Source organism: uncultured Sphaerotilus sp. (assembly GCF_963924895.1).
GTDB lineage: Bacteria > Pseudomonadota > Gammaproteobacteria > Burkholderiales > Burkholderiaceae_C > Sphaerotilus.
In genome coordinates this window covers 99,229-120,925 of sequence record NZ_CAWURG010000016.1, presented here as the reverse complement: position 1 = coordinate 120,925, position 21,697 = coordinate 99,229, and the positions used below count along the sequence as shown (strand labels likewise).

Annotated in this window: 10 protein-coding genes and 1 pseudogene; all 11 read right to left on the bottom strand. The window is 68.8% G+C overall.

The genetic code is table 11. The annotated features are described in order from the left end of the window. Nucleotides 1-7: 7 nt before the first annotated feature. The 11 genes and pseudogenes from AABN02_RS07440 to AABN02_RS07390 all read right to left on the bottom strand — a co-directional run bounded on the left by AABN02_RS07440 (nt 8) and on the right by AABN02_RS07390 (nt 21,653). Complete coding sequence (locus tag AABN02_RS07440; protein WP_338414288.1) at nt 8-3,235, bottom strand: type I restriction endonuclease subunit R; 3,228 nt, start codon at nt 3,233-3,235, stop codon at nt 8-10. After that, entirely contained in the window at nt 3,232-4,314 is a 1,083-nt protein-coding gene (locus AABN02_RS07435) for a Fic family protein (RefSeq protein WP_338414287.1), read from the bottom strand. The genes AABN02_RS07440 and AABN02_RS07435 overlap by 4 nt, the downstream gene beginning before the upstream one ends. Nucleotides 4,315-4,407: 93 nt before the next feature. Next, nucleotides 4,408-4,929: pseudogene (locus tag AABN02_RS07430) on the bottom strand (DUF1016 domain-containing protein); the annotation flags it as partial. A gap of 128 nt (nt 4,930-5,057) precedes the next feature. Next, complete coding sequence (locus AABN02_RS07425; protein ID WP_338414286.1) at nt 5,058-6,359, bottom strand: restriction endonuclease subunit S; 1,302 nt, start codon at nt 6,357-6,359, stop codon at nt 5,058-5,060. A gap of 75 nt (nt 6,360-6,434) precedes the next feature. Continuing rightward, nucleotides 6,435-6,806 carry a type II toxin-antitoxin system VapC family toxin gene (locus AABN02_RS07420; protein ID WP_338414285.1) on the bottom strand — a complete coding sequence of 124 codons (372 nt, stop codon included), beginning with the start codon at nt 6,804-6,806 and terminating at the stop codon, nt 6,435-6,437. Next, nucleotides 6,793-7,029 carry an antitoxin family protein gene (locus AABN02_RS07415; protein ID WP_338414284.1) on the bottom strand — a complete coding sequence of 79 codons (237 nt, stop codon included), beginning with the start codon at nt 7,027-7,029 and terminating at the stop codon, nt 6,793-6,795. Before AABN02_RS07415 ends, AABN02_RS07420 begins: the two co-directional genes overlap by 14 nt. A gap of 17 nt (nt 7,030-7,046) precedes the next feature. Beyond that, nucleotides 7,047-8,600: a class I SAM-dependent DNA methyltransferase gene (locus AABN02_RS07410; RefSeq protein WP_338414283.1), complete on the bottom strand. Its 1,554-nt coding sequence runs from the start codon at nt 8,598-8,600 to the stop codon at nt 7,047-7,049. A 45-nt stretch (nt 8,601-8,645) separates the two neighbouring features. Then, nucleotides 8,646-10,004, bottom strand: a complete 1,359-nt coding sequence (locus AABN02_RS07405) for a sensor domain-containing diguanylate cyclase (RefSeq protein ID WP_338414282.1) — start codon at nt 10,002-10,004, stop codon at nt 8,646-8,648. A 125-nt stretch (nt 10,005-10,129) separates the two neighbouring features. Further along, the gene (locus AABN02_RS07400; RefSeq protein WP_338414281.1) at nt 10,130-11,236 is read right to left on the bottom strand and encodes an OmpA family protein; all 1,107 of its coding nucleotides are present in this window, start codon (nt 11,234-11,236) and stop codon (nt 10,130-10,132) included. A gap of 5 nt (nt 11,237-11,241) precedes the next feature. Further along, on the bottom strand, nt 11,242-14,589 hold the full coding sequence (locus AABN02_RS07395; RefSeq protein ID WP_338414280.1) for a hypothetical protein: 3,348 nt from the start codon (nt 14,587-14,589) through the stop codon (nt 11,242-11,244). Further along, nucleotides 14,586-21,653, bottom strand: coding sequence for an SdrD B-like domain-containing protein (locus AABN02_RS07390; protein WP_338414304.1), 7,068 nt, complete (start codon nt 21,651-21,653; stop codon nt 14,586-14,588). The genes AABN02_RS07395 and AABN02_RS07390 overlap by 4 nt, the downstream gene beginning before the upstream one ends. Nucleotides 21,654-21,697 lie beyond the last annotated feature (44 nt).

Below are 21,697 nucleotides of genomic sequence, written 5' to 3'. Positions count from 1 at the left end.
AGGCCATTCAGGCCACCCAGGCCTCACCCAGCACCCTCGCCTGCTGCAACACCAGCTCCACCGCTGCGTCCTGCTGGTCCGGCGGGTACTTGTACTTGCGCAGGATGCGCTTGACCATCAGCCGCAGCTTGGCCTGCACGCTTTCGCGCTCGGACCAGTCCACGGTCAGGTTCTTGCGCAGGTTCTCGGTCAGCTCGTGGGCGATCTTCTTCAGCGTCTCGTCGGCGAGTTCCTTCACCGCGGATTCGTTGTTCGCCAGCGCGTCGTAGAAGCGCACCTCGTCCTCGCTCAGCCCGAGCTGTTCCCCGCGGCCGGCGGCAACCCGGAACTTCTTCGCCATCTCGACCAGCTCGCGCATCACCTGCGCGGCCTCGATCGAGCGGTTCTGGTAGCGCTTGACCACGTCGGCCAGCAGGTCCGAGAACTTCTTGTTCTGCACCACGTTGCCGGCGAAGCGCGCCTTGATCTCGCCTTCCAGCAGCCGCTCCAGCAGCTCCACCGCCAGATTGCGCTCGGGCAGGTTGCAGACCTCGGCCAGAAACGCATCGTCGAGGATGCCGATGTTCGGCTTGTCCAGCCCCACCGCGTCGAAGATGTCCACCACCTCGTCGGACACCACCGCCGCGCTGATGATCTGGTGGATCGCCAGCTCTCTGGCCTCGTCGGTCTTCTTCTGCTGGCTGAGTTCGCGCTTGGTCAGCAGCACCTTGACCGCCTGGAAGAACGCCACTTCCTCCCGCACCGCCTTGGCCTCGTCGAGCGTGCAGCACAGCGTGAACGCCTTACTCATCGCCAGCGCGGTGTCGGCGAAGCGCTTCTTGCCGTCCTTCAGGCCGAGCACGAAATTGGCCGCGCCCGCCAGCGCCTTGTGGCCGGCGGTGAGGAAGTCGCTGTGGTCGAAACCGTGGCCGTTCGTTCCCGCCAGCATCCCGCGCAGGATGTCGAGCTTCTCGGCCAGCACGCTGTACGCCTCGTGCGCGTCCACGGTCGGCCGGCCGCGCCCCTGGCTGCTGGTGTATTCCTTCAGCGCCGCCTTCAGCTCGTTGGAGATGCCGATGTAGTCCACCACCAGCCCGCCCTGCTTGTCCTTGAACACGCGGTTCACGCGGGCGATGGCCTGCATCAGGTTGTGGCCCTTCATCGGCTTGTCGATGTAGAGCGTGTGCAGGCACGGCGCGTCGAAGCCGGTCAGCCACATGTCGCGCACGATCACCAGCCGCAGCGGGTCGGCTGGATCCTTGAAGCGTTTCTCCAGCCGCTTTTTCACCTGCCCGCTGGTGAGGTGGGGCCGCAGCAGCGCCTTGTCGCTGGCCGAGCCGGTCATCACGATCTTGAGGGCGCCCTGTTCGGGGTCGGCGTCGTGCCAGTCGGGGCGCAGCTTGACGATCTCGTCGTAGAGGTGGACGCAGATGTCCCGGCTCATCGCCACGACCATCGCCTTGCCGGACTGCGCCTTGGCGCGCTCCTCGAAATGCGCCACCAGATCGGCCGCCACGCGGGCCACGCGCGGCTCGGCACCGACTACCTTCTCCAGCGCGGCCCAGCGGCTTTTGAGTTTGGCCTGCTGGCTCTCTTCCTCATCTTCGGCGAGTTCGTCCACCTCGTCGTCGATGTGGGCCATCTCGTCCGACTTGAGGTCCAGCTTGGCGAGGCGGCTCTCGTAGTAGATCGCCACCGTCGCGCCGTCCTCCTTGGCCTGCTGCATGTCGTAGACGCTGATGTAGTCGCCGAACACCGCCCGGGTGTCGCGGTCCTCGCGGGACACGGGCGTGCCGGTGAAGGCGACGAAGGTGGCGTTGGGCAGCGCGTCGCGCAGGTGCTGGGCGTAGCCGACCTGGTAGCGCTCAAGGGAGCGCTCCAGACCGCTCGCGGGCGGGACGAACTCGGCCTTGTACGGTGGGGCATCGCCGGTGCCGGTGGTCAGCAGGGTCGTGGCGCGGCCGGTGTTCGGTGACTTGGACGGCTTGAGCGTCTTCAGCCTGGCCTCGAAGCCGTACTGCGTGCGGTGCGCTTCGTCGGCGATGACGACGATGTTGCGGCGCGTCGAGAGGGTCGGGAACACGTCCTCGTCCTCGCCGGGCATGAACTTCTGGACCGTGGCGAAGACGATGCCGCCTGAGGGCCGGTTCGCCAGCAGCGTGCGCAGTGCCTGCCGGGTGGTCGCCTGCACCGGCTGTTCGCGCAGCAGGTCCTGCGCCAGCGAGAACACGCCGAAGAGCTGGCCGTCGAGGTCGTTGCGGTCGGTGATGACGACGATGGTGGGGTTCTCCATCTGCGGCGCCTGCATCACGCGGGCGGCGAAGCACGACATGGTGATGCTTTTTCCGCTCCCCTGGGTGTGCCAGACCACGCCGCCCTTGCCGCGGGTGCGCTCGTCGCCGTCCGGGCGCGAGGCGGCGATCACCTGTGTGATGGCGGCACGCACCGCGTGGAACTGGTGGTAGCCGGCGATCTTCTTCACCAGCCGGCCGTCGTCCTCGAACAGCACGAAGTAGCGCAGGTAGTCGAGCAGGTAAGCGGGGGCGAGCGCGCCGCGCACCAGCGTCTGCAGCTCATTGAACTGGCCGAGCGGATCGAGCGCCACGCCGTCGATGGTGCGCCACGCCATGAAACGCTCGGCGTTGGCGGAGAGCGCGCCGAGCAGCGCCTCGGTTCCGTCCGAGATCACCAGCACCTCGTTGTACTGGAAGGCGTCGGGGATCTGGTCCTGGTAGGTCTGGAGCTGCTGGAAGGCTTTCCAGACGTCGGCGTTCAGGTCGGCCGGGTTCTTCAGCTCGATCATCACCAGCGGCAGGCCGTTGACGAAAAGGACGATGTCGGGGCGGCGGGTGTGGCGCGGGCCGGTGATGGAACACTGGTTGACCGCGAGCCACTCGTTGCGCGCCGGGTCGGACCAGTCGATCAGCCGCACGAAGTCGCCGCGGGTGTCGCCGTCGCGCTGGTACTGGACGGGCACGCCGGTGACGAGCAGGCGGTGGAAGTGGCGGTTGGCGGCGAGCAGCGACGGGGTGCCGAGGTCGAGCACCTGCTTGAGCGCGTCGTCGCGGGCGGCGGGTGGGACGGTCGGGTTCAGCGTGTCGATGGCGCGGCGCAGGCGGCGCACGAGGACGACCTGGCGGTAGGAGTCGCGCTCGGGGGTGGCGCCTTCCGGGGCGAGGTCGGGGCCGTAGGCGTGCGTGTAGCCGACGTCGGTGAGCCAGCCGAGGACTTCTTGTTCGAGTTGGTCTTCGGTCATGGCACCTCCCCTGGCGGACGCAGAAGAATCTGGTTGAGCGCCAGATTCATGTAGTAGTTGCTGCGCCCGATCTTCTGTTTACGCAAGAAACCCGCCTCGACCAGGGCATCCAGGTACTTGGTGGCCGTCATGCGAGAGACCTGCAAATCCCGCTCGATGAAGTCGATCTTGGTGTACGGGTGCATGAACAGGTTGTTGATCAAGTCCTGGCTGTAGAACTTGTGGCCGGCGCGTATGCGGTGTTTGTAGTCCTGCAAGGCGGCCTTGATGGCTTGTACGGTATGGATCGCGGCCAGCGCTGTCTTTTCCACGGCGTCCAGCATGTACAGCACCCAAGCTTCCCAGGTGTCCTCGGTCCGCACGGTCTGGAGCAGGCGGTAATAGTCGGCCTTGGTCTGGACGATGTGCTGGCTCAGATACAGCACCGGAATGTCCAGCAAGCCTTCCTTGACGAGGTACAGCACGTTGACGATGCGCCCCGTGCGGCCATTGCCGTCGTAGAAGGGATGGATGCTCTCGAACTGGTGGTGAATGAGCGCCATCTTGATGAGCGGGTCCACGTCCAGCAGATCGGGCTCGTTGATGAAACGCTCCAGGTCACGCATCAGCGCCACGATGGTGGCCGGGTCTTGCGGCGGCGTGTAGACCGTGCGCCCGGCGCCATCCTTCAGCGCCGTGCCGGGCAGCTTGCGAAAGCCGGCGTGGTTGCGCTCCAGCTCACCCTGGATGGTGATGATGTGATTGATCGTCAGCAGTCCGCTGCTGCGCACCTGCTCGAAGCCCACGCGCAGCGCCTGACGGTAGCGCAGCACCTCCTTGGCGGCCGGGTTGGTGAAGGCGTCTGGGTCCACGTCGTCACGGAACAGCTCATCGTGGGTAGTGACGATGTTCTCGATGGCTGAACTGTCCTTGGCTTCCTGCAGGCCCAGGGTGTTGATGAGGATGCCCTGATTGGGGATGGACGCCGCCACGCCCTTGAGTTCTGCCAGTCGCCGGCTGCTGGTGGCCAGCTTCTTCAGGATGGCCGGATGATCGAAGCGCGTCGCTTGCAACTGCTCCAAGGGGAAGAGATCGGGCATCGGTCGGCCTGTGCATGTGTCGAGAAATGGGCGATTCTTGTGCAGGTTCACGCTGACGTGCTCAAAAAATCGAAATTTCTGTGTGTGTGGCGGTTATCTGCTGGCCAGCTCTGCCTCGATCTCGGCAATGCTCGGCAGGTTGCGGCCCAGGTTGTCGGGCAGCTCGCGCATGAGTTGGTATTCGGCCACGCCGATGGGCTTGGCCATGCCGGAGAGCGCGTATTCGGCGACCAGCCGGTTCTGCTGCTTGCACAGCAGCAGGCCGATGGTGGGGTGGTCGTCGGGCTGTTTCACCTGGGCGTCGATGGCCGAGAGGTAGAAGTTGAGCTGGCCGGCGTGCTCGGGCTTGAAGGCGGTGGCCTTGAGTTCGACCACGACGTAGCACTTCAGGCGCACATGGTAGAAAAGCAGGTCGATGAAGAACTCGTCGCCGGCCACCTCCAGCCGGAACTGCCGGCCGACGAAGGCGAAGCCGGCGCCGAGTTCGAGCAGGAAGCGGGTGATGTGGCGGATCAGGCCGCTTTCGATCTCGCGCTCGTGGGCGTCGTCGGCTGGGCCGAGGAGGTCGAAGAGGTGCGAGTCTTTGAGGGCTTCCTGTGCCAAGGCCGAATGCGGCACGTGCACGAGTTCGGCGTTGACGGCCAGCGTGGCGCGCTGCCGGGCCTGCGCGATCTGGCCCTTGAGCTGCGCCAGCCAGTCGCTGTAGCCCTCGGGCACGGCGGGCGGGGTCTTGCGGGTGGCCGTCATGCGATGGCCTCGGCGAGTTGTTCCTCGGCTTCGGGCAGGCGCAGTTGGCCGGAGATCAGGCGAGGGAGCAGGGTGTCGCGCAGGGTGGCGAGGGTTTGGGCTTGCTCGTGGTTCGACGCAATCGCCTTCTGCGCCGCTGTCACGACATCGCCAAAAGCATGTGCAATCGCATCAGACGGAACAGCCACGGGAAATTGGCCTAGTGCATCGTTCTGTATTCGTTGGCGACCGCTGGTGCCGACCATGCTCTGAATCGCAAAATCTAGAAACGGTTTGTGCTTGCATAACAAATATGCAAAGTAATCCGGCAATGCGCCTTTTGGCTTCAAGACAAGAAACTCTGTAGAACCCCAGCCGACTTGGGCGTCATCAAGAAAATCCACAAATGCCGCCTTGCCATTTTCAAGGCAAGGCGTGATGCGCGCCAAAAGGGTGTCACCGTTCTTGAACTTGGAACCTGATCCCATTTCTCGCAGGATAGGAACATCGGTCCGATGACCACTGGTTGCCACGCTCGCCATGTCAAGGTACGGCGCAATTTTTCCTTTTCTCAAGGTTCGAGATGGGTTTATCTCGAACACATCCAAAAATGGCATCAATTGCCACCCCTTCGGCACCAACCCCAACGCCGACTCCTCGAACCCATCCGGAAACAACGCCGCCGTGGCGTCGTCCATCCCCGCCGGCGCGATGCCTTGCTGCTTGGCGTACACGGGATCGAAATCGACGAACCACGACTTGAACAGCGCCTGGGCGATGGCTTCGAGGGTGGTGTTGGTTTCGCGCAGGATGTCGATTCGTTCGTCGATGGCAGCAAGCACTGCAGCAGAGGATCGCTGCATTCCTATTGGAGGGAGCAACACAGATATTTTTCGAAGCTCGCTCTGCTTGATACCCAAAACAGTTGTACCTGTTGCTCGTGCTTTGAGTTGTTCTTGCATCTCTTCTGTTTGGAGAAGATATAGCAAATACGTGCTATCCAGCAGGCCAGCCTTTCCGCGCAGAGTAACCACACGCTGTGCGAGTGCAACTCGTTCGCGACCAAGTTGAGCGACTTCACCAAGTGGAGCTTCAGTCGTCAATACGACATCACCCGCTCTCGGAATTCCGCGCCGCATCCACGAGTCGTAAGCCTCAGATGCGATGAACTCGAAAGGCTTTTCTATACGTCCGCCCTTGATGATTTTAGCGGTTACTAGCGGGACACCTGAATCAGTTTTTTCAGGGGTTTTACCCCGGTAGTCAATCAGCGCATCAAGGCATTTTTCCAGAGGAAGAATCGGCCACTCAGAACTCATACCCCAACCCTCCCAGCTTGGCGCGAATCACCAGATCCAGCCATTTGTGCAAGCACCTCTTGCACCATCGCGCACTCAGACCTCATTCGCCATCACCCGCGCCAGACGCTGATCGAGCGTCAGCAGTTGCGCCCCCGTCACCAGCGCACTGGCGGCCACGATGGCATCGGGCAACTTGAGCAGCCCCGCGCGACGCAGGCGGATGGCCCGGGCTTCCACTTCATCGCTGATCGCGACCACTTGGCAAAGCCCCAGAAAGGCCCGCGTGGCCCGCTCCTCGACCTCCCCAAGACCCGGAAAACCCAGCAACTCCATGCGCGTGATCTGGCTCACCCCCGCCCGCGCGAGCACCAGCCCTGACGCCTTGGCCAGCATCACCGTCGGCTCGCTGCCCTTGAGCAGCCCGATGACGATGTTGGTGTCCAGCAGGTGATCAATCCCACTCATGGCGCATCGCCTCCTGCACGGCCAGCGGGTCGCCATTCCAATGGGGCGAATCTTTCAGGACACCGGCAAGACTTTGCCAATCGCCCCCGCCCGCGGGCGAAGCAGCCGCCGGCCGAGCGGCCGGCATGCGCACGATCACCAGATGCTCGTTTTCCTCGAAATGCACAGGCTCCAGCGGAACGATCTGTCCGGCCCGGCAGACAGCTTCAATGGCTTGGTACATGGTGTGGCCTCCGTGAATCAGAACTCATAGCCCAGTCCGCGCATCTTCTCGCGAATCACCAGATCCAGCTCCGCCCCCTTCGCCATCTGCTCGCCAAGCTTCTCCGTCAGCCCCCGCATCTTGGCCTCGAAGTCCTCGTCATCGTCCTCCACCGCCTCCGCGCCCACATAGCGCCCCGGCGTCAGCACATGCCCGTGCTCGGCGATCTCGGCGAGCCGGACGCTGCGGCAGTACCCCGCCACATCGGCATACACCCCCGCCCCGCCCTCACCGCGCCAAGCCGCCACGGTCCCCGCGATGCGCTCGATCACCGCGTCGGTCAGCGCGCACTGCACGCGGCTGATCATCGTCGCCAGCTTGCGCGCATCGATGAACAGCACCTCGCCCCGCCGCACCCGCTTGGACTTGGCCAGGAACCACAGACACGCCGGGATCTGCGTGTTGAAGAACAACTGCCCCGGCAGCGCCACCATCACCTCCACCACATCCGCCTCGACCATCGCCGCGCGGATCTGCCCCTCGCTGTTCTGGCTCGAACTCATCGACCCGTTCGCCAGCACGATGCCCGCCCGGCCGTTCGGCGCGAGGTGGTGGAGCATGTGCTGCAGCCACGCGTAGTTGGCGTTGCCGGCCGGCGGGTCGCCGTACTGCCAGCGCGCGTCGCCCATCAGGCTGGCGTGCCACCAGTCGCTGATGTTGAACGGCGGATTCGCCAGGATGAAGTCGGCGCGCAGGTCCGGGAACTGGTTGCGCGAGAAGGTGTCGGCCGGCTCCCGCCCGAGGTTGAAGTCGATGCCGCGGATCGCCAGGTTCATCGCCGCCAGCCGCCACGTCGTCGGGTTGGCCTCCTGCCCGTAGATCGACACGTCGCCCACCTTGCCGCCGTGCGCCTCGATGAATTCCTCGCTCTGCACGAACATGCCGCCCGAGCCGCAGCACGGGTCGTACACCTTGCCGTGGTGCGGCGCGAGTACGGCCACCAGTGTCTTGACGATGCTGCGAGGCGTGTAGAACTGGCCGCCGCGCTTGCCCTCGGCGTTGGCGAACATGCCGAGGAAGTATTCGTAGACCTGCCCGAGCACGTCCCGCGCCTCGCCCGCCGTCGCCCCGAAGCCGATCGTGGACACCAGATCGACCAGCTCGCCCAGCTTGCCGTCCGGCAACTGCGCCCGGGCATAGCGCTTGTCGAGGATGCCCTTGAGCTTGGTGTTCTCGACCTCGATCAGCGAGAGCGCCTCGTCGATGCGCTTGCCGATGTCGGGCTGCTTGGCCGCCGCGCGCAGGGCCTCCCAGCGCGCCGCCTCCGGCACCCAGAACACGTTCGCCTCGCGGTAGTAGTCGCGGTCTTCGAGTTCGGCGGCGATGTCTTCGGGTGCGGCCTCACCGTAGAAGTATTCATCGTCCGGATCGGCCAGCCGCCGCGTCAATTCCGCGTGCTTGGCCTGGAAGGTGTCGGAGATGTACTTGACGAAGATGAGGCCGAGCACGAGGTGCTTGTACTCCGCCGCGTCCATGTTGGCGCGCAGCTTGTCGGCGGTGGCCCAGAGGGTCTTTTTGAGGTCATCGAGCATGGTGCGCGAGATTCTGCCCGGCAATGGCGCCGGAATGGCAGATCCTCAGCGCGCGAGACAGACCCGGTTGCGCCCCGTCTGCTTGGCCTCGTAGAGCGCCCCATCCGCGCGGCGCAGCAGCTGGATCTCGTCGTCCACGCCCCCGGCGCCGAAGGCCGCGATGCCGAAGCTGGCCGTCACCACCGCGGCCACCGGCGAGGCCGGGTGCGGCAGCGCCTCGCGCTGCAGCCGCTGCAGCAGGCGCTCGGTCAGGTTGAGCGCCCCCTCGACGCCGGTGCCCGGCAGCAGGATCGCGAACTCCTCGCCGCCATAGCGGGCCACCACGTCCAGCTCCCGGGCGAAGACCGATTTCAGGATCAGCGCAAACTGGCGCAGGCAGTCGTCGCCGGCCGCGTGGCCGCAGTGGTCGTTGTAGGCCTTGAAGGCATCGATGTCGGCCATCACCAGCGTCAGCGGTTCGCCCGAGCGGCGCGCGCGCTGCACTTCGAGGTGCAGCTGTTCATCGAACTCGCGCCGGTTGGCCAGCCCGGTCAGCGCATCGGTGGTGGCCAGATGGCGCAGGCGCTTCTGGGCCTCGTGCAGGTCGGTGGCATCGGTCAGGCTGATGACGACGCCGTCCTTGCTGAGCGGGCGGATCTGGATGTCGAGGTAGCGCAGCAGGTTCTGGCTGGTCAGCAGGACCCGCGTGACGGCCCGGGGCGCGGTGGAGGCCCTCGTCAGCAGGCACTCGGCCTCGACATTGAGCGCCGACCAGTCCGCCAGCGTCTCGTGCACCAGATGCCCGACCAGCGCCCGGGAGGCCATGCCGAACATCTCCGTGAACGCCGGGTTGATCACCAGCACCATCCAGCCGAGATCGACGCCCTGCGCATCGTGCACACGGCGCAGTGCCAGCAAGGCATCGCTGGTCGCGTCCAGCACGGACTCCAGCAACTGGTGGCGCATCTGCAGCGGGTGGCCGTAGACCAGCAGCCAGTCCTCGCCGTCCTGGCTGTCCAGCGGCAGGATCAGGCGCTCCCAGGTGAACACGGCGAGCGAGCGGTCCGAGACATGGACCGTGTAGATCGGCTGGTCGTTCGCCAGGGCGTCCTGGTAGGTGGCCAGGAAAAACTCCGACAGGCGCCCGCCGAAGTCCGACACCTTGCGCCCCGTCATGTCGCCCTGCGAATAGCGGGCGATCTCGGTGCCGTAGTGGCCGTAGATGAACTCGTCGCCTTCCCGGCGCAGCAGCATCAGGCGCGGGTACAGCTCGGGCCAGCGCCCGGCATGGAACATCGCCATCGACGGCCGACGCTGCGCCACGCGCGCGGTCTGCCAGTGCCGCAGCAATTCGAGGACATGCGGGTTGTCCGCGATGTCCTCGATGCCGTTCCGAATCACCTGGTGCCAGATCTGGGTCGTCATAAACCGCTGTTTCAGCGCGTCGAAATTGGTACTCGATCGTTCTGAAGCATAACTGCATTCATGCCACAACCGACACCCGTACCCGGGGCGTCGTCAGGTCTTCAGAAAAAACGGCGGCCAGCGCCTCAGCGCGGCACGCCCGTGATGCTGATCTCGACGCGCCGGTTCGGCTGCAGGCACGCCGCCAGCGCCGCCTGGGTGCGCTGCGAGCAGGTGAGGTTCGGCAGTGGCTCGGCGGCACCGCGCCCCACCGACACGATGTCCACCTTCACGCCCTGCTGCTGCAGGTAGGCCTTGATCGTGTCGGCACGGTCGGTCGACAGTTTGGCGTTGTAGGCCTCGGTGCCGAGGCGGTCGGTGTGGCCGACCAGCTCCAGCCGGTCGACCCGGGCGTAGACGCGGTCCAGACGGGCGACGAGCTGGTCGAGCTGTCCGCGGCCTTCGGGCAGCAGGTCGGTCAGACCACGGCGGTCGAAGGCGAACAGCACGTTGGCGCTCAGCACGATGCGCTCGTGCACCACCGGCGGCGGCGCCACAGGAACCACGACAGGCGGCTGCGGCGCGGCCACCGGCGTCTCCACCAGCGGAGCCACCGGCACAGGCAGCGCCGGGCAGGCCTCGGCCGCCAGACGGGCATCGCCGATCAGGTCCTCGGCGATCTGCACATACGGTTTGGCGTGGCGCCAGCCCTGCTGGCGGTGCTCGTTGCCGGCGTGCACGAGTTCGACCTCGCCGCACGCGACCAGCTTCTCGGCACAGCGCCAGCCGGCGTGCGTCTTGAGTGCGGCGGCCTGCGCCCACAGGTCGTCGCGCAGCTTCAGCGCGTCGTTGACCAGCGGGGTCTGCTGCGCGGGGTTCTCGGCCGCACCGGGGGCGCCGCCGCGGGCGAGGTAGTCGGTGATCTGGCGCGACGCATCCAGCGCGCCCTGCGGGAAGGCCGAGCGGTCGTTGCGTGTGTACTCGTGGAAGCTCACGTCGAGCCAGCACTGCGCTTTGGCCAGGGGGTAGCTGGCCAGGCGGTGGCGGCCGGTGTCGTTGAGGGCCTGGATCGCGTCCTGCTGGACCTTGTAGCCCTGGTGGTCGGCGGCGAGCGCGCCATCGGTGGCGGCATCGGCCCGGACCAGCGGCGCCGCGGCCAGCAGGCCGAGGGCCAGCACCAGGGGACGCAGCGCCAGACGGGTGGACACGGTGGAAACGGTGGAGGTGTTGTTCTTCATGTGCGTCAACTTCATCGCGTTCACCGCGGCAGGCTGCGGTTGATGTCGGGGTTGCTGCCGGACCAGAGGTCGGCGTCGAACTTGTAGCGCAGGCGCAGGTAGACCCCGCGCGCGGTGTAGTCGCTCGACAGGTCGCGGTCGCTGAAACCGGCCCAGTTGAAGCCGGCGGAGAGCCAGAGGTTGGTCTTGACCAGATACCCCGCCTCGATGCCGAGGGACTTCTGCAGCGCCGCGCCGGTCTGGCCGTCGGCCTTGCCGTGCATGACGCTGGCCTGCAGACCGAGGTCCCAGTTTTCGGTGATGTCGTAGATCAGGCGACCGCCGAGCAGCCACGCCTGGTAGCGGTCTTCGCCGCCGCCCTGCGTGTTCGGGAAGCGCTCGCGCACGTCCTTGGCCGCGACACGGGCCGAGGTCCACCAGACCCGGCTCGGGTGGAAGTTGGCCTGCAGCGCGCCGACGTGGACGCGCCGCGCCTCGTCGGTGGCGTTGATGTTGTCCTCGGTCTTGTACTCGTACTTGCCGAGCACATCGAGCCGGTTGTGGTCCACCGGCCGGTAGGCGAAGCCGATCTGGAAGCGGTCCTGCCAGCCGTCCGGGCGCGCGCCGTGGTTGTCGGTGGACAGGTAGTAGTTGCGGGCCAGCGCGGTCCAGTCGCGGTCGAGCTTGCGCACCACGGTCACGGTGGAGAGCCAGCTGTCCTGCGTCAGGTTGGTGGACACGGCATCCAGCCGGCGCCATTCCAGCCGGCCCGACGCTTTCCACCACTCGCTGGCGGTGTAGTCGGCGCCCAGGGCCGCGGCGGTGGCGTTCTGGCCGGTGCCGTCGAGGATCTTCAGGCGCTCCAGCCCGGTGGTCAGCGCCAGGCCTTCGCGGACATGCCAGACATTGCGCACGCCGGTCGCCACCTGCGAGGCGCGGCCGTCGCTGGCGTCGCGCAGCCGGTATTCGCTGAAGACGTTGCCGCCCTCCATGTAGCTGCCGTCGATGCCGAGCGCGATGGCGTTGCTGTGCGCGGCGCTGTCGAGCGCGTACTGCGAGGACAGACCGGTCTGCGACTCGCCGCGCAGGTAGAGCCGGGTGCGCTCGGCGAGCTGGTAGCTGGCGCCGAGTTCGACCCGGTGGCGGTCGTCGCCGGTCACGTCGGCCTCGGCCAGCGCGCGCAGCGTGAGCCGGTCGGTGGCCTTGAACGCGGCGCTGACGAAGGCGGTGGTCGCCTCCAGATCAGGCACGGTGCCGGGGGCTGCGCCGGTGGACGCCAGCGCATTGTTGACGTTGAACAGCGTGCTGCTGCCCGCGCCGCTGAAGCCGCCTTCCGAGCCGGGCGTGAAGTAGCTGCCCGCGCTCGGGTTGGCACCGAGCGTGGCGAGCGCGCCGCGGATGCGGCCGCGTTCCTCGATGCGGCGCAGGCCGCCGCCCAGCGTCAGGGCCGGCGTCACCGCCACCTCGGCGCCGACGGTCAGGCCGGTGCGGCGGGCCTCGTTGCCGGTGTCGTCGGTGCGCTGGGCATCGGCCTTCAGTGTCACGGTGTCGGTGGCCTTGAACGCCGCCGACGCGCCGACCTGCTGGCTGCCGGGCTGCACACCAGCGGCGGTGTTGGCGAAACCGGCGCCGGTGCGGCTGGCGTAGACCTTGGCGGTGAGCGTGTCGCTGCGGTGGGCCAGCTCGATGCGGCCGGCGCGGCCGATCGACGTGTCGCCGCCGGGCAGCGGCGTTTCACCAGCCGCGTTGAGCGTCGGGCGCAGCGCGGCGAGGTCGGCGTCGGTGAAGGCGAGTTCGGCGACGAGGCTGGTCTGCTCGCTCAGCTTGATGCCGGTGTTGACGCTGGCCAGGCGGAAGCGTGCGTTCGGGTTGCGGTCCTCCACGGCGCTGCCACCGACGGTGAGGCGCTCGCCGAGGTTGAGCTGCGCATCGGCGCCCGCCAGCCAGAAGGCCGCCCCGCCCTGGTCGATCTCGTAGCTGATGCGCAGCGAGATCGGGTTGCCGTCGGCGTCCTGGCTGGGCACCGGGCGGGTCAGCAGGATGCGGCCACTGAAGGGCTCGAAGCTGTAGTCGTTGAGCCGCACCAGCGTCGTCACCGAGAGCACGGTGTCGCGGTGGTTGCGGTCGCGGACAACGAGCTGCACCTGCTCGCTGTTCTCCAGCGCCTGCGTGCCGCTGACGGCAAAGGGGCCGCTGGTGCCGTTGGCCTGGACCTCCTCGACGACGTGGCGCAGCGTGTCGCGGCTGGCGTAGGCGTTGGCCACACCGGCCGGCGTTTCCCAATGGCCACGCACGCCGGTCATCACCCGGTTGTAGGCGCCGAGCTGGCGCATCCGGGTGCCGGCCACGATGCCACCGCCGGCGGACGCGGTGTAGGCGTCGCCGGTCGAAAAGTCGCCGTAGAGCAGGAAGTGGCGGTCCTTGTCGACGCGCACATAGAGCTTGGACGAACTTTTCGCCTCGAAGCCCTTGACGCTGGCGTCGCCATAGACCGGGTAGAACTCTTCCGGCTTGATGTCGTTCAGCAGGCGGGCGCGGGTGTCCTTGTCGCTGTCGTAGGCCATGGTCAGCAGCATGTCGCCGCGGATCTTGCCCTTCAGGAACAGCGCGGCCCGCGCCGCCGCCTGGCCGCGGCCGTTGTCGAAGCCGCGGCTCCACTGGCGCAGTTCGGTCTCGAAACCGTCGTCGATGCGGGCCGGCGTGATGGCGCTGTCGTAGCGGCGGCGGGTGCTGCCGATCACGCCCTCGACCAGACCGGCGGCGATCATCTCGCGCAGGTCCGGCGAGAAGCCGATCAGGCCGGACACCTCGGCCTCGCCCGCCGTGAGGCGCAGCAGCACGTCCTCGGGCTGGCTCGGGGCGATCAGGCTGAAGGTGGCGGTGCCGCCGACGACCTTGAGTTGTGTGCCGGGCACGCGGCGGTCGGCGTCCTTGCGGCTCGGGCCGAACTCGTCGGTGGCCGTGCCCTGCATCTGCAGGCGGGCGGTGCCGCTGTGCTCGATGGTGACGAGCACGGCATCCTTCAGCAGCGCGCCGTCGCGGTCGTGCACCGTCACGGTGATGCTGACCGGCGTGACACCGTCGGCCGTGGCACCGGCCCCGCGCACCTCGACCTTGAGCTGCCCGACCCGGGCATTGGAGGCGTACTGGCCATCGAGCACGATCGCCGGGGCGCTCGTGCTGGTGACCGGGTTGAACAGCGGCTGGTAGCGGTTCGCGGTGACCGGCTGGTCCGCGGTCTGCGCCAAGGCCGAGCCGGCCCCGACCAGCCACACGGCCGCGGCGACCGCGCGCAGGGCCAGCGGCCGCGGGAGAGTCTGAACTTGCATCGTCTTGGGGCTCTGGAGCGGGCTCGGGATCAGGGAGAGGGACAGCGGGTGGCGGCTCATTGCGCGCCTCCTTCGCTCTGGCGCGGCTTGACCGTGCCGCCACGCTGGCGGGCACCGTCGGTGGCCTGGGCCGGCGCGCTGACCGGCTTGCCGTCAAAGCGCAGCACCTGGCCACGTTTCTCGGTGTCCACGCCCTGCGTCTCGCCGCGGGCGCGACGGGCCTTGACCTGCTCCAGCACGCGGTTCGAGCAACTGCCCTCGACCACGTCGGCCCGGTGCAGCTCGCCGTTCTTCAGGTCGAGGAACAGGCTGCCGGCGTCGCCCGCGTTGCGGCTGGACGTGGTCGTCAGGCGGCTGCCGCGCGGCAGGGTCGTCTGGTCGACCACCAGCACCTGCGTGCGCGGTGCCAGGCCGCAGAGGCTGTACTTGCCCTCCACGTCGCTGACCAGGCTGGTGCCGTCCGTCAGGTACATCCGCACACCCGGGATGCCCAGCTCCTCGTCGTCCTGCACGTGGTTGTTGTTGCAGTCGACGAAGACCTTGCCGACCACGCAGGCCTCGGCCGCGAACACGCCCCCGGTGACCCGGACGCGGTACTGGCTGACGTTGGAGCACAGCGCGTTCGGCGTCGTGCCGCAGGTGGCGCCGGGGGTGCCGGTGGCCTGGGCGCTGTTGATGCCGGTGCCCTGCATCGCGCCGACACCCAGCCGCACGCGGTAGGTCAGCGTGACCGTGCTGCCCGAGGCCATCGCGCCGAGCGAGAAGCGCAGCGCCGGGCCGGGCTTGCCGACCGGATCGGCGATGCTGACGCCGTTGACCTGCGCCGTGCCGTCGATGTAGCGGAAGCCGGCCGGCAGCATGTCCACCACTTCCAGCGCCGGCAGCAGCGCACTGCCGCTGTCCGAGCGCTTGATGACCACGGTGTAGCGCACCGAGTCGCCGAGTTCCGCCTGGGCGCGGTCGCCGGTCTTGATGACCAGCAGTGCCGGCAGCACGGACGGGTCGAGCGGGATGTGGTTGTTCACCACGTCCGGGCCGGCGGCGGGATCGAGGCGCAGCGCGGTGTACCAGGGCGTCGGATCGCTGCCGGTGGGCGCCGCGTTCTGCGCCTGCACGGTGCAGATGCCACCGGCCGCGCCGTTGGTGCAGCCCACCGGCGGGGTCAGCGTGCCGGCCTGCGCGGGCAGCGTGCGGCTGACGACGTAGTCGCTCGTCGGCGTGATGCGCAGCTGGTAGGTCGCCGCCCCCGGGCAGCCCGCAGGCACCGGGTTGTTCAGCAGGAAGCCGTAGGCCCCTGCCAGCGTGCCGGCCGCCGAGGTGACGACGCTGTTCGCGCCGCCCACCAGGCAGCTCGCCGGCACGGCCGCACCCGCCGCGTCCAGCAGTTCGACCCGCACGCCGCCCACCGGGGCGCGGCTGTCGGTGCCGTAGACCAGACCGCTCGGGTCCAGCGGCAGGCTCTGGTTGATGCGGGCGCGCTGGCCCGCCGGCACGGTGAGGTTGCGGATCACGCCGCTCACCACCACGCCGGTGCCGGCGGCGGCCGTCGGGTCATTGCCACCGGCCGGGTCGTTGGAGACTGGACGGCCGTAGTAGGCGCCGCTGACCGGGTCGCGGAAGCGCACGGCAAAGCCGGGGCCCGGCACCAGGCCGTCGACGCGGTAGTCGCCCAGCGCATCGGTGGTGGCCGTGCCGACGACCGCGCCGCCCGCATCCAGCACCTCGACCGCCATGCCCGCCACCCCCGACTCGCTGCCGGACTGCACGCGGTCGTGGTTGGTGTCGCCCCAGACGCGGCCGGAGACGGCACCCGCCTGCTGGACCGGGGTCGGGTCGGTGGCGGTGTTGTTGTCGCCCGTGCCGCCGACGCCGGACTCGCCGCCGCCGCTGACGCGAACGTTGTTGACCAGCGCGGTGCCGTTCGCCACCGAGCACAGCCCGTTGGCATCCGGCGTCGCGCAGGCGCCGGCCGCGACGTTCACGACCAGCGTGATCGGCGTGGCGCTGGCACCGGCCGCGATCGGCGTCGACGCGGTGCAGGTGGCGCTGGTGGCGCCAATGGCGGTCGTGCTGCAGTCCCAGCCGCTGCCGGTGGGCACCGCCGCGACCGTCATGCCGGCCGGCAGCGTGTCCACCACCGTGTACGGCAGGCTGGTCGCGAAACCGCCCGAGTTGCGCGCGGTGATGGTGTAGGTGCCGGTGTGGCGCTCGGTGAAGACCGCCGGGCTGTGGGTCTTGCTGACCTGCAGGTCCGGCTGGCCGAGCACGTTGACGGTGACCGTGGCCGTGTCGCAGGCCGCCGGGGTCGTGGCCGGGTTGACGCAGATCTGGTAGGTCAGCGTGTAGGTGCCAGGGGTCGTGTTGGCGGGCACCGTGAGGCGGCCTTGCGGATCGACCGTGGCGCCGGTGAGGCCGCCGAGGCTGGTCAGCGTGAGCGACAGTTGCGTCGGAACCACCGGGGAGCCGCCGAGCGTGTCGTTGGTCAGCAGCGCGATGGTGCTGCCGGTCGCCGGCACGGACGCCGGGCCGTCGTTGACCGCGTCGATCACCGGCAGTGCCGCGGTGGTGCTGTTATTGCCGCCGGTGCCGGTGCCACCCTGGAGGTCGTTGGTGGCGCCGGTCAGGCCGCTCAGGTTGACCAGGCCGTTGGCAGGCGCCGTGGCCGTGATGGCGCAGACGATGGCGCTGCCCGCTGGCAGGCTGGCCACCGGCAGGGTCACGGTCACACCGCCGACGGTGCAGACGCCGACCGTGGCGCCGGTGGCGGCACAGGTGGCCTGCGTGGCGGCGGACGGACCGCTGTTGGCGCAGGTCAGCGTGCCCGTGACGGTGCTGCCCGGCGAGGCGGCACCGGGCAGGCCGGTGAAGGTCGGGACCATGTCAGCGCCCTGCACGGTGACGAGCACCGTCGCCCGGTCGCACACCGTGGCCGCGCTGGCCGCGCAGATCTGGTAGGTCAGCGTGTAGCTGCCCGGAGCGGCACCGGCCGGGATGACGAGTTCGCCGGTCGCGGCGTCCACGGTCGCGCCGATCAGGCTGCTGGTGTCGACCAGCGTCGGCACGACCTGCGCCACGGCGATGGTGCTGCCGCCGAGCGTGTCATTGCCATACAGCGGCACGCGCGCGCCGGTGCTCGGCACGGTGGCCGGGCCGTCGCTGACGGCGTCGATCAGCGTGGCGCTGCTGCTGACGCTGTTGTTGCCGCCGGTGGTCAGGCCGCCGTTGCTGTCGTTGGCCGCGCCGGTCGTGCCGGTGAAGACCACCGCCGTCGCGGTTTCGCGGCTGCCACCTTGGGTGCCGGGCGCCGTGTAGCCGAAGGTGCAGGCGATGGCCGCACCCGCGGCGACCGTGCTGCCGGTGGCCGGCGTGCACTGCAGGTTGGTGATGGTGCCCACCGAGACGCTCGGTTGGCACAGCGCGCCGGTGGCGGCCGCCACGCCGGTGGCGTTGCGGCAGCTCAGGCCGAGGCCGGTGAGCTGTTGACCCGGAAAGACCGCGGTCGGCAGGCCCGAGAAGGTCGGGACCATGTCGGACGAGTTCACCGTGGCGGTGAGCGTGGCCGTGTCGCAGGATGCCGTGTCCGGCGCCGGGGCGCAGACCTGGTAGACGACGGTGCAGGCGCCGGTGGCCGGCATGTCGTAGGTGGCCAGGCCGGTCGGGGCCATGCTGGCGAAGGCGCAGGTGCCGCCCGTGCGGGTGAAGGTGCTGCCGGCCGGGAACTGGTCGTTCTCGGCGACGTTGGTGGTCTGTCCGGTCAGGCTGGCGGGGTGGACGTCGGTGTCGTCGACCGCGTCGATCACCACAGCCGAGGCCAGCGTCAGGTTGTTGCCGTTGGCGCTGGTGCCGCCGTTGCTGTCGTTGAGCGCGCCGGTCAGGCCGCGGAAGACGACGTTCACGGCGGGTTCGTCCACACCGCCGCGGGTGCCGGGTGCCGTGTACGAGAAGGTGCAGGCGATGGCCGCTCCGGCCGCGAGGTCGGCGCCCGGTGCGGGCGTGCAGACCAGATCGGCGACGGTGCCGACCGAAGCCTCGGGGGCACAGGTCGGCGAGGTCGCCACCGCGCCGCCAGCGGCGTTGGTGCAGGTCAGCGCCAGACCCGTGTAACGCTGGCCCGGGCCGACCACGCGCGGCAATCCACTGAAGACCGGCGAGAGGTCCGCCGCACCCGCCGTGACGGTGAGCGTGGCCAGATCGCAGGTGGTCTGGTTCGGCGCCGGGGCGCAGAGCTGGTAGGTGACGGTGCAACTGCCGCTGGCCGGCACGTCGTAGGTGGCGATGCCGGTGGCGCCCACGCTGGCGTTGGCGCAGGTGCCGCCGGTGCCGGTGAAGCTGCTGCCGGTCGGATATTGGTCGTTCGGCGCCAGCGGCGTGGTGCGGCCGGTGCTGCCACCGGGCTGGCCGATGGTGTCGTCGACCGCGTCAATCACCGTGGCGGCGGACTGGACCACGTTATTGGACGCGTTCGTGTCGTTGGTGGCGCCGGTCGTGCCGGTGAAGACAAGCGAGAGCGTGGGTTCGTCCGCCCCGCCCTGCACGCCGGGTGCCGTGTAGCTGAAGGTGCAGGCGATCGCCGCACCCGGCGCGACCGAGGTCCCCGCTGCGGGGCTGCAGGCGACGGCCGAGACCGTGCCGGCGCTGACCGTCGGCGCACAGGTGGCCGCGGTGGCAACGCCCGTGGCGGCGACGTTGGTGCAGCTCAGGCCGAGGCCGGTGAGCGTCTGGCCCGGGCGCACCACCGTCGGCAGGCCGCTGAAGGTGGCGGCCATGTCGGCGCCGGTGGCGGTGACGGTGAGCGTCGCGGTGTCGCAGGCGGTGGCGTTCGGTGCCGGGGCACAGACCTGGTAGGGCACGGTGCAGGCACCGGTGGCCGGCACGTCGTAGCTTGCCAGGCCGGTCGGGGACACGCTGGCGTTGGCGCAGGTGCCGCCAGCGCGGACCGTGAAGACGCTGCCGGCGGGGATCTGGTCGTTGGTGTCGAGCGGCGTGGTCTGGCCGGTCAGGCCGCCCGCGCGGGTGGCCGTGTCGTCGAGCGCGTCGATGACCACGGCCGCTGCCGTGACGAGGTTGTTGCCGCCCGTGGTCAGGCCGCCATTGAGGTCGTTGGCCGCGCCGGTCGTGCCAGTGAAGGTCACGGCGGTGGTCGGCTCGTCGGTGCCGCCCTGCGCGCCCGGGGCCTGGTAGGAGAAGCTGCAGATTTGCGCGGCCCCGCTGGCGACATCGGCGCCGACCAGTGGCGTGCAGACGATGTTGCTGACGGTGCCGACGCTGGCCTGCGGCTGGCAAAGCGTGCCGCGGGCGGTGGCGGCGCTGGCGCCGCCGGCGACGTTGGCACAGCTCAGCGTCAGGCCGGTGTAGCGCTGGCCGGGGTACACGACCCCCGGCAATGCGCCGAAGGTGGGCACCATGTCCGCGCCGGGACCGACGACGATGGTCGCGGTGGCGGTGTCGCAGACGGCGGGCGTCAGCGCCGGGTTGGCGCAGAGCTGGTAGCCCACCGTGTAGGTGCCGGGCAAGGTCGCCGCGGTGGTACTGAATGCGCCGCTGGAGGGATCGATCGTGGAGCCGGGGGTGGGCGGGGTCAGCACGGTCAGCGTCACGCTGCCGAAGGTCGCCGCCAGGGTCCCACGGGTGTCGTTGTTCAGCACGGCGAGCGAGACCGCGGTGCCATAGGGCGTGGTGGTGGCTTCGTCGACCGCGTCCAGCAGGCCGACCGATGCCGTGGTGGTGTTGTTCGCGGGGGTGACGTCGTTGCTGGCACCGGTGGTGCCGGTGAACACCACCGCCGTGTCGGCGGTGTCGCTGCCGCCGGCCGTGCCGGGCGCGGTGTAGTTGAAGGTGCAGACCATGCTGGCCCCGGCCGCCACGCTGCTGCCGGACACCGGCAGGCAGTTCACGGCGCTGACCACGCCGGTCGACGCCGTCGGTGCGCAGGTCGCGGCCAGCGCGGCGGCGCCGCCGACCGCGTTCGAGCAGGTCAGCGTCAGGCCGGAATAGCTGGCACCCGGGCTGAGCAGCGCGGGCAGGTTGCCGAAGACCGGGCTCATGTCCGCGGTGGTCGGCGCATTGACGGTCACGGAACCGGTGGCCGGGTTGTTGCCGGCGGCCGGGCTGGTGCCGCCGTTGGTGTCGTTGAGCGCGCCGGTCCCGCCGGTCAGGTTCAGCAGGCCGCCGACCGTGGGCGTGAAGGTGATGCTGCAGGCCCGGCTGCTGCCGCTGGTGAGCAGCCCGGTCAGCGTGCCGCAACCGGCACTGCGCACTGCGCCGGCCGGCAGCGTGCCGGTGAAGTCGCAGGAGGGGTTGATGGCCACGTCCGGGCCGTTGTTGGTGCAGGTCAGCGCGCAGCTCGTCTGCGCACCGGACGCCACTGGATTGGGCGTGCACTGGATCGCCGAGGGCACCATGTCCGCGTCCGGCACACCACCGGCGATGCCGTACTGGCGGAAGCTCTCCCGCACGCTGCCCGGGCCAACGGGCGCGATTTCAAGACCGAAGGCGAAGTCGATGTTGCCGACCATCCCCGTGTAGACCGCGGTCGCGGCGACATTGGGCGTGGTACTCAGCAGCGGGTAGAAGACGTAGTTGCCGGTGCCGCCGTAGTTCGAGTCGTTGCAGCCTACGGCCGTGCCGTTCGCGCAGATGACGGGCGAATAGGCCACGCCGCCGGGAACCAGCGCCTGGGTGTTTTCCAGCTGCGGACCGATCGCGATGGTGGAGGTCGGCGTGATGACCTCGAAGCGCTCCCGGTAGCCCCCCGAGATGGAACTCTGCATGCCGTCGGTGTCAAGACTGGTGAAGTAGACCGGGCCCGGCAGCGGGTTGTCGGTGGTGGTGCCCGGCGTGACGAAGCGCAGCCGGAAGCGCACCTGCGACACGGCGCCCGGTGCCAGATTCGTGCCCACCTTGCCGTCGATGTAGGACACCCCGCCCGACGACCCGCCGACAGCGGCCGCGTAGACGGACGCGCCATTGGTGGCGTCGACCACCTCCAGCAGGATGTCGCGCGGGTTGGCACCGGCGACGGCATTGCTGAAGCGGGTGATGCTGCCCACCGTGGTGCAACCGCCGGCGGTGATGCAGGTGGCCGACGACCAGTTGAACGACGCCGCCTGCGCCACCGAGGCCATCACGCTGCCCAGCAGCAGCAGGACAAACCATCGGGTCAGCGCCC

Bases quoted from the DNA above. Each gene is read 5' to 3' on its own strand.
- AABN02_RS07440 (WP_338414288.1), bottom strand. From the start codon at position 3,235: ATGACCGAAGACCAACTCGAACAAGAAGTCCTCGGCTGGCTCACCGAC.
- AABN02_RS07435 (WP_338414287.1), bottom strand. From the start codon at position 4,314: ATGCCCGATCTCTTCCCCTTGGAGCAGTTGCAAGCGACGCGCTTCGAT.
- AABN02_RS07425 (WP_338414286.1), bottom strand. From the start codon at position 6,359: ATGAGTTCTGAGTGGCCGATTCTTCCTCTGGAAAAATGCCTTGATGCG.
- AABN02_RS07420 (WP_338414285.1), bottom strand. From the start codon at position 6,806: ATGAGTGGGATTGATCACCTGCTGGACACCAACATCGTCATCGGGCTG.
- AABN02_RS07415 (WP_338414284.1), bottom strand. From the start codon at position 7,029: ATGTACCAAGCCATTGAAGCTGTCTGCCGGGCCGGACAGATCGTTCCG.
- AABN02_RS07410 (WP_338414283.1), bottom strand. From the start codon at position 8,600: ATGCTCGATGACCTCAAAAAGACCCTCTGGGCCACCGCCGACAAGCTG.
- AABN02_RS07405 (WP_338414282.1), bottom strand. From the start codon at position 10,004: ATGACGACCCAGATCTGGCACCAGGTGATTCGGAACGGCATCGAGGAC.
- AABN02_RS07400 (WP_338414281.1), bottom strand. From the start codon at position 11,236: ATGAAGTTGACGCACATGAAGAACAACACCTCCACCGTTTCCACCGTG.
- AABN02_RS07395 (WP_338414280.1), bottom strand. From the start codon at position 14,589: ATGAGCCGCCACCCGCTGTCCCTCTCCCTGATCCCGAGCCCGCTCCAG.
- AABN02_RS07390 (WP_338414304.1), bottom strand. From the start codon at position 21,653: ATGGCCTCGGTGGCGCAGGCGGCGTCGTTCAACTGGTCGTCGGCCACC.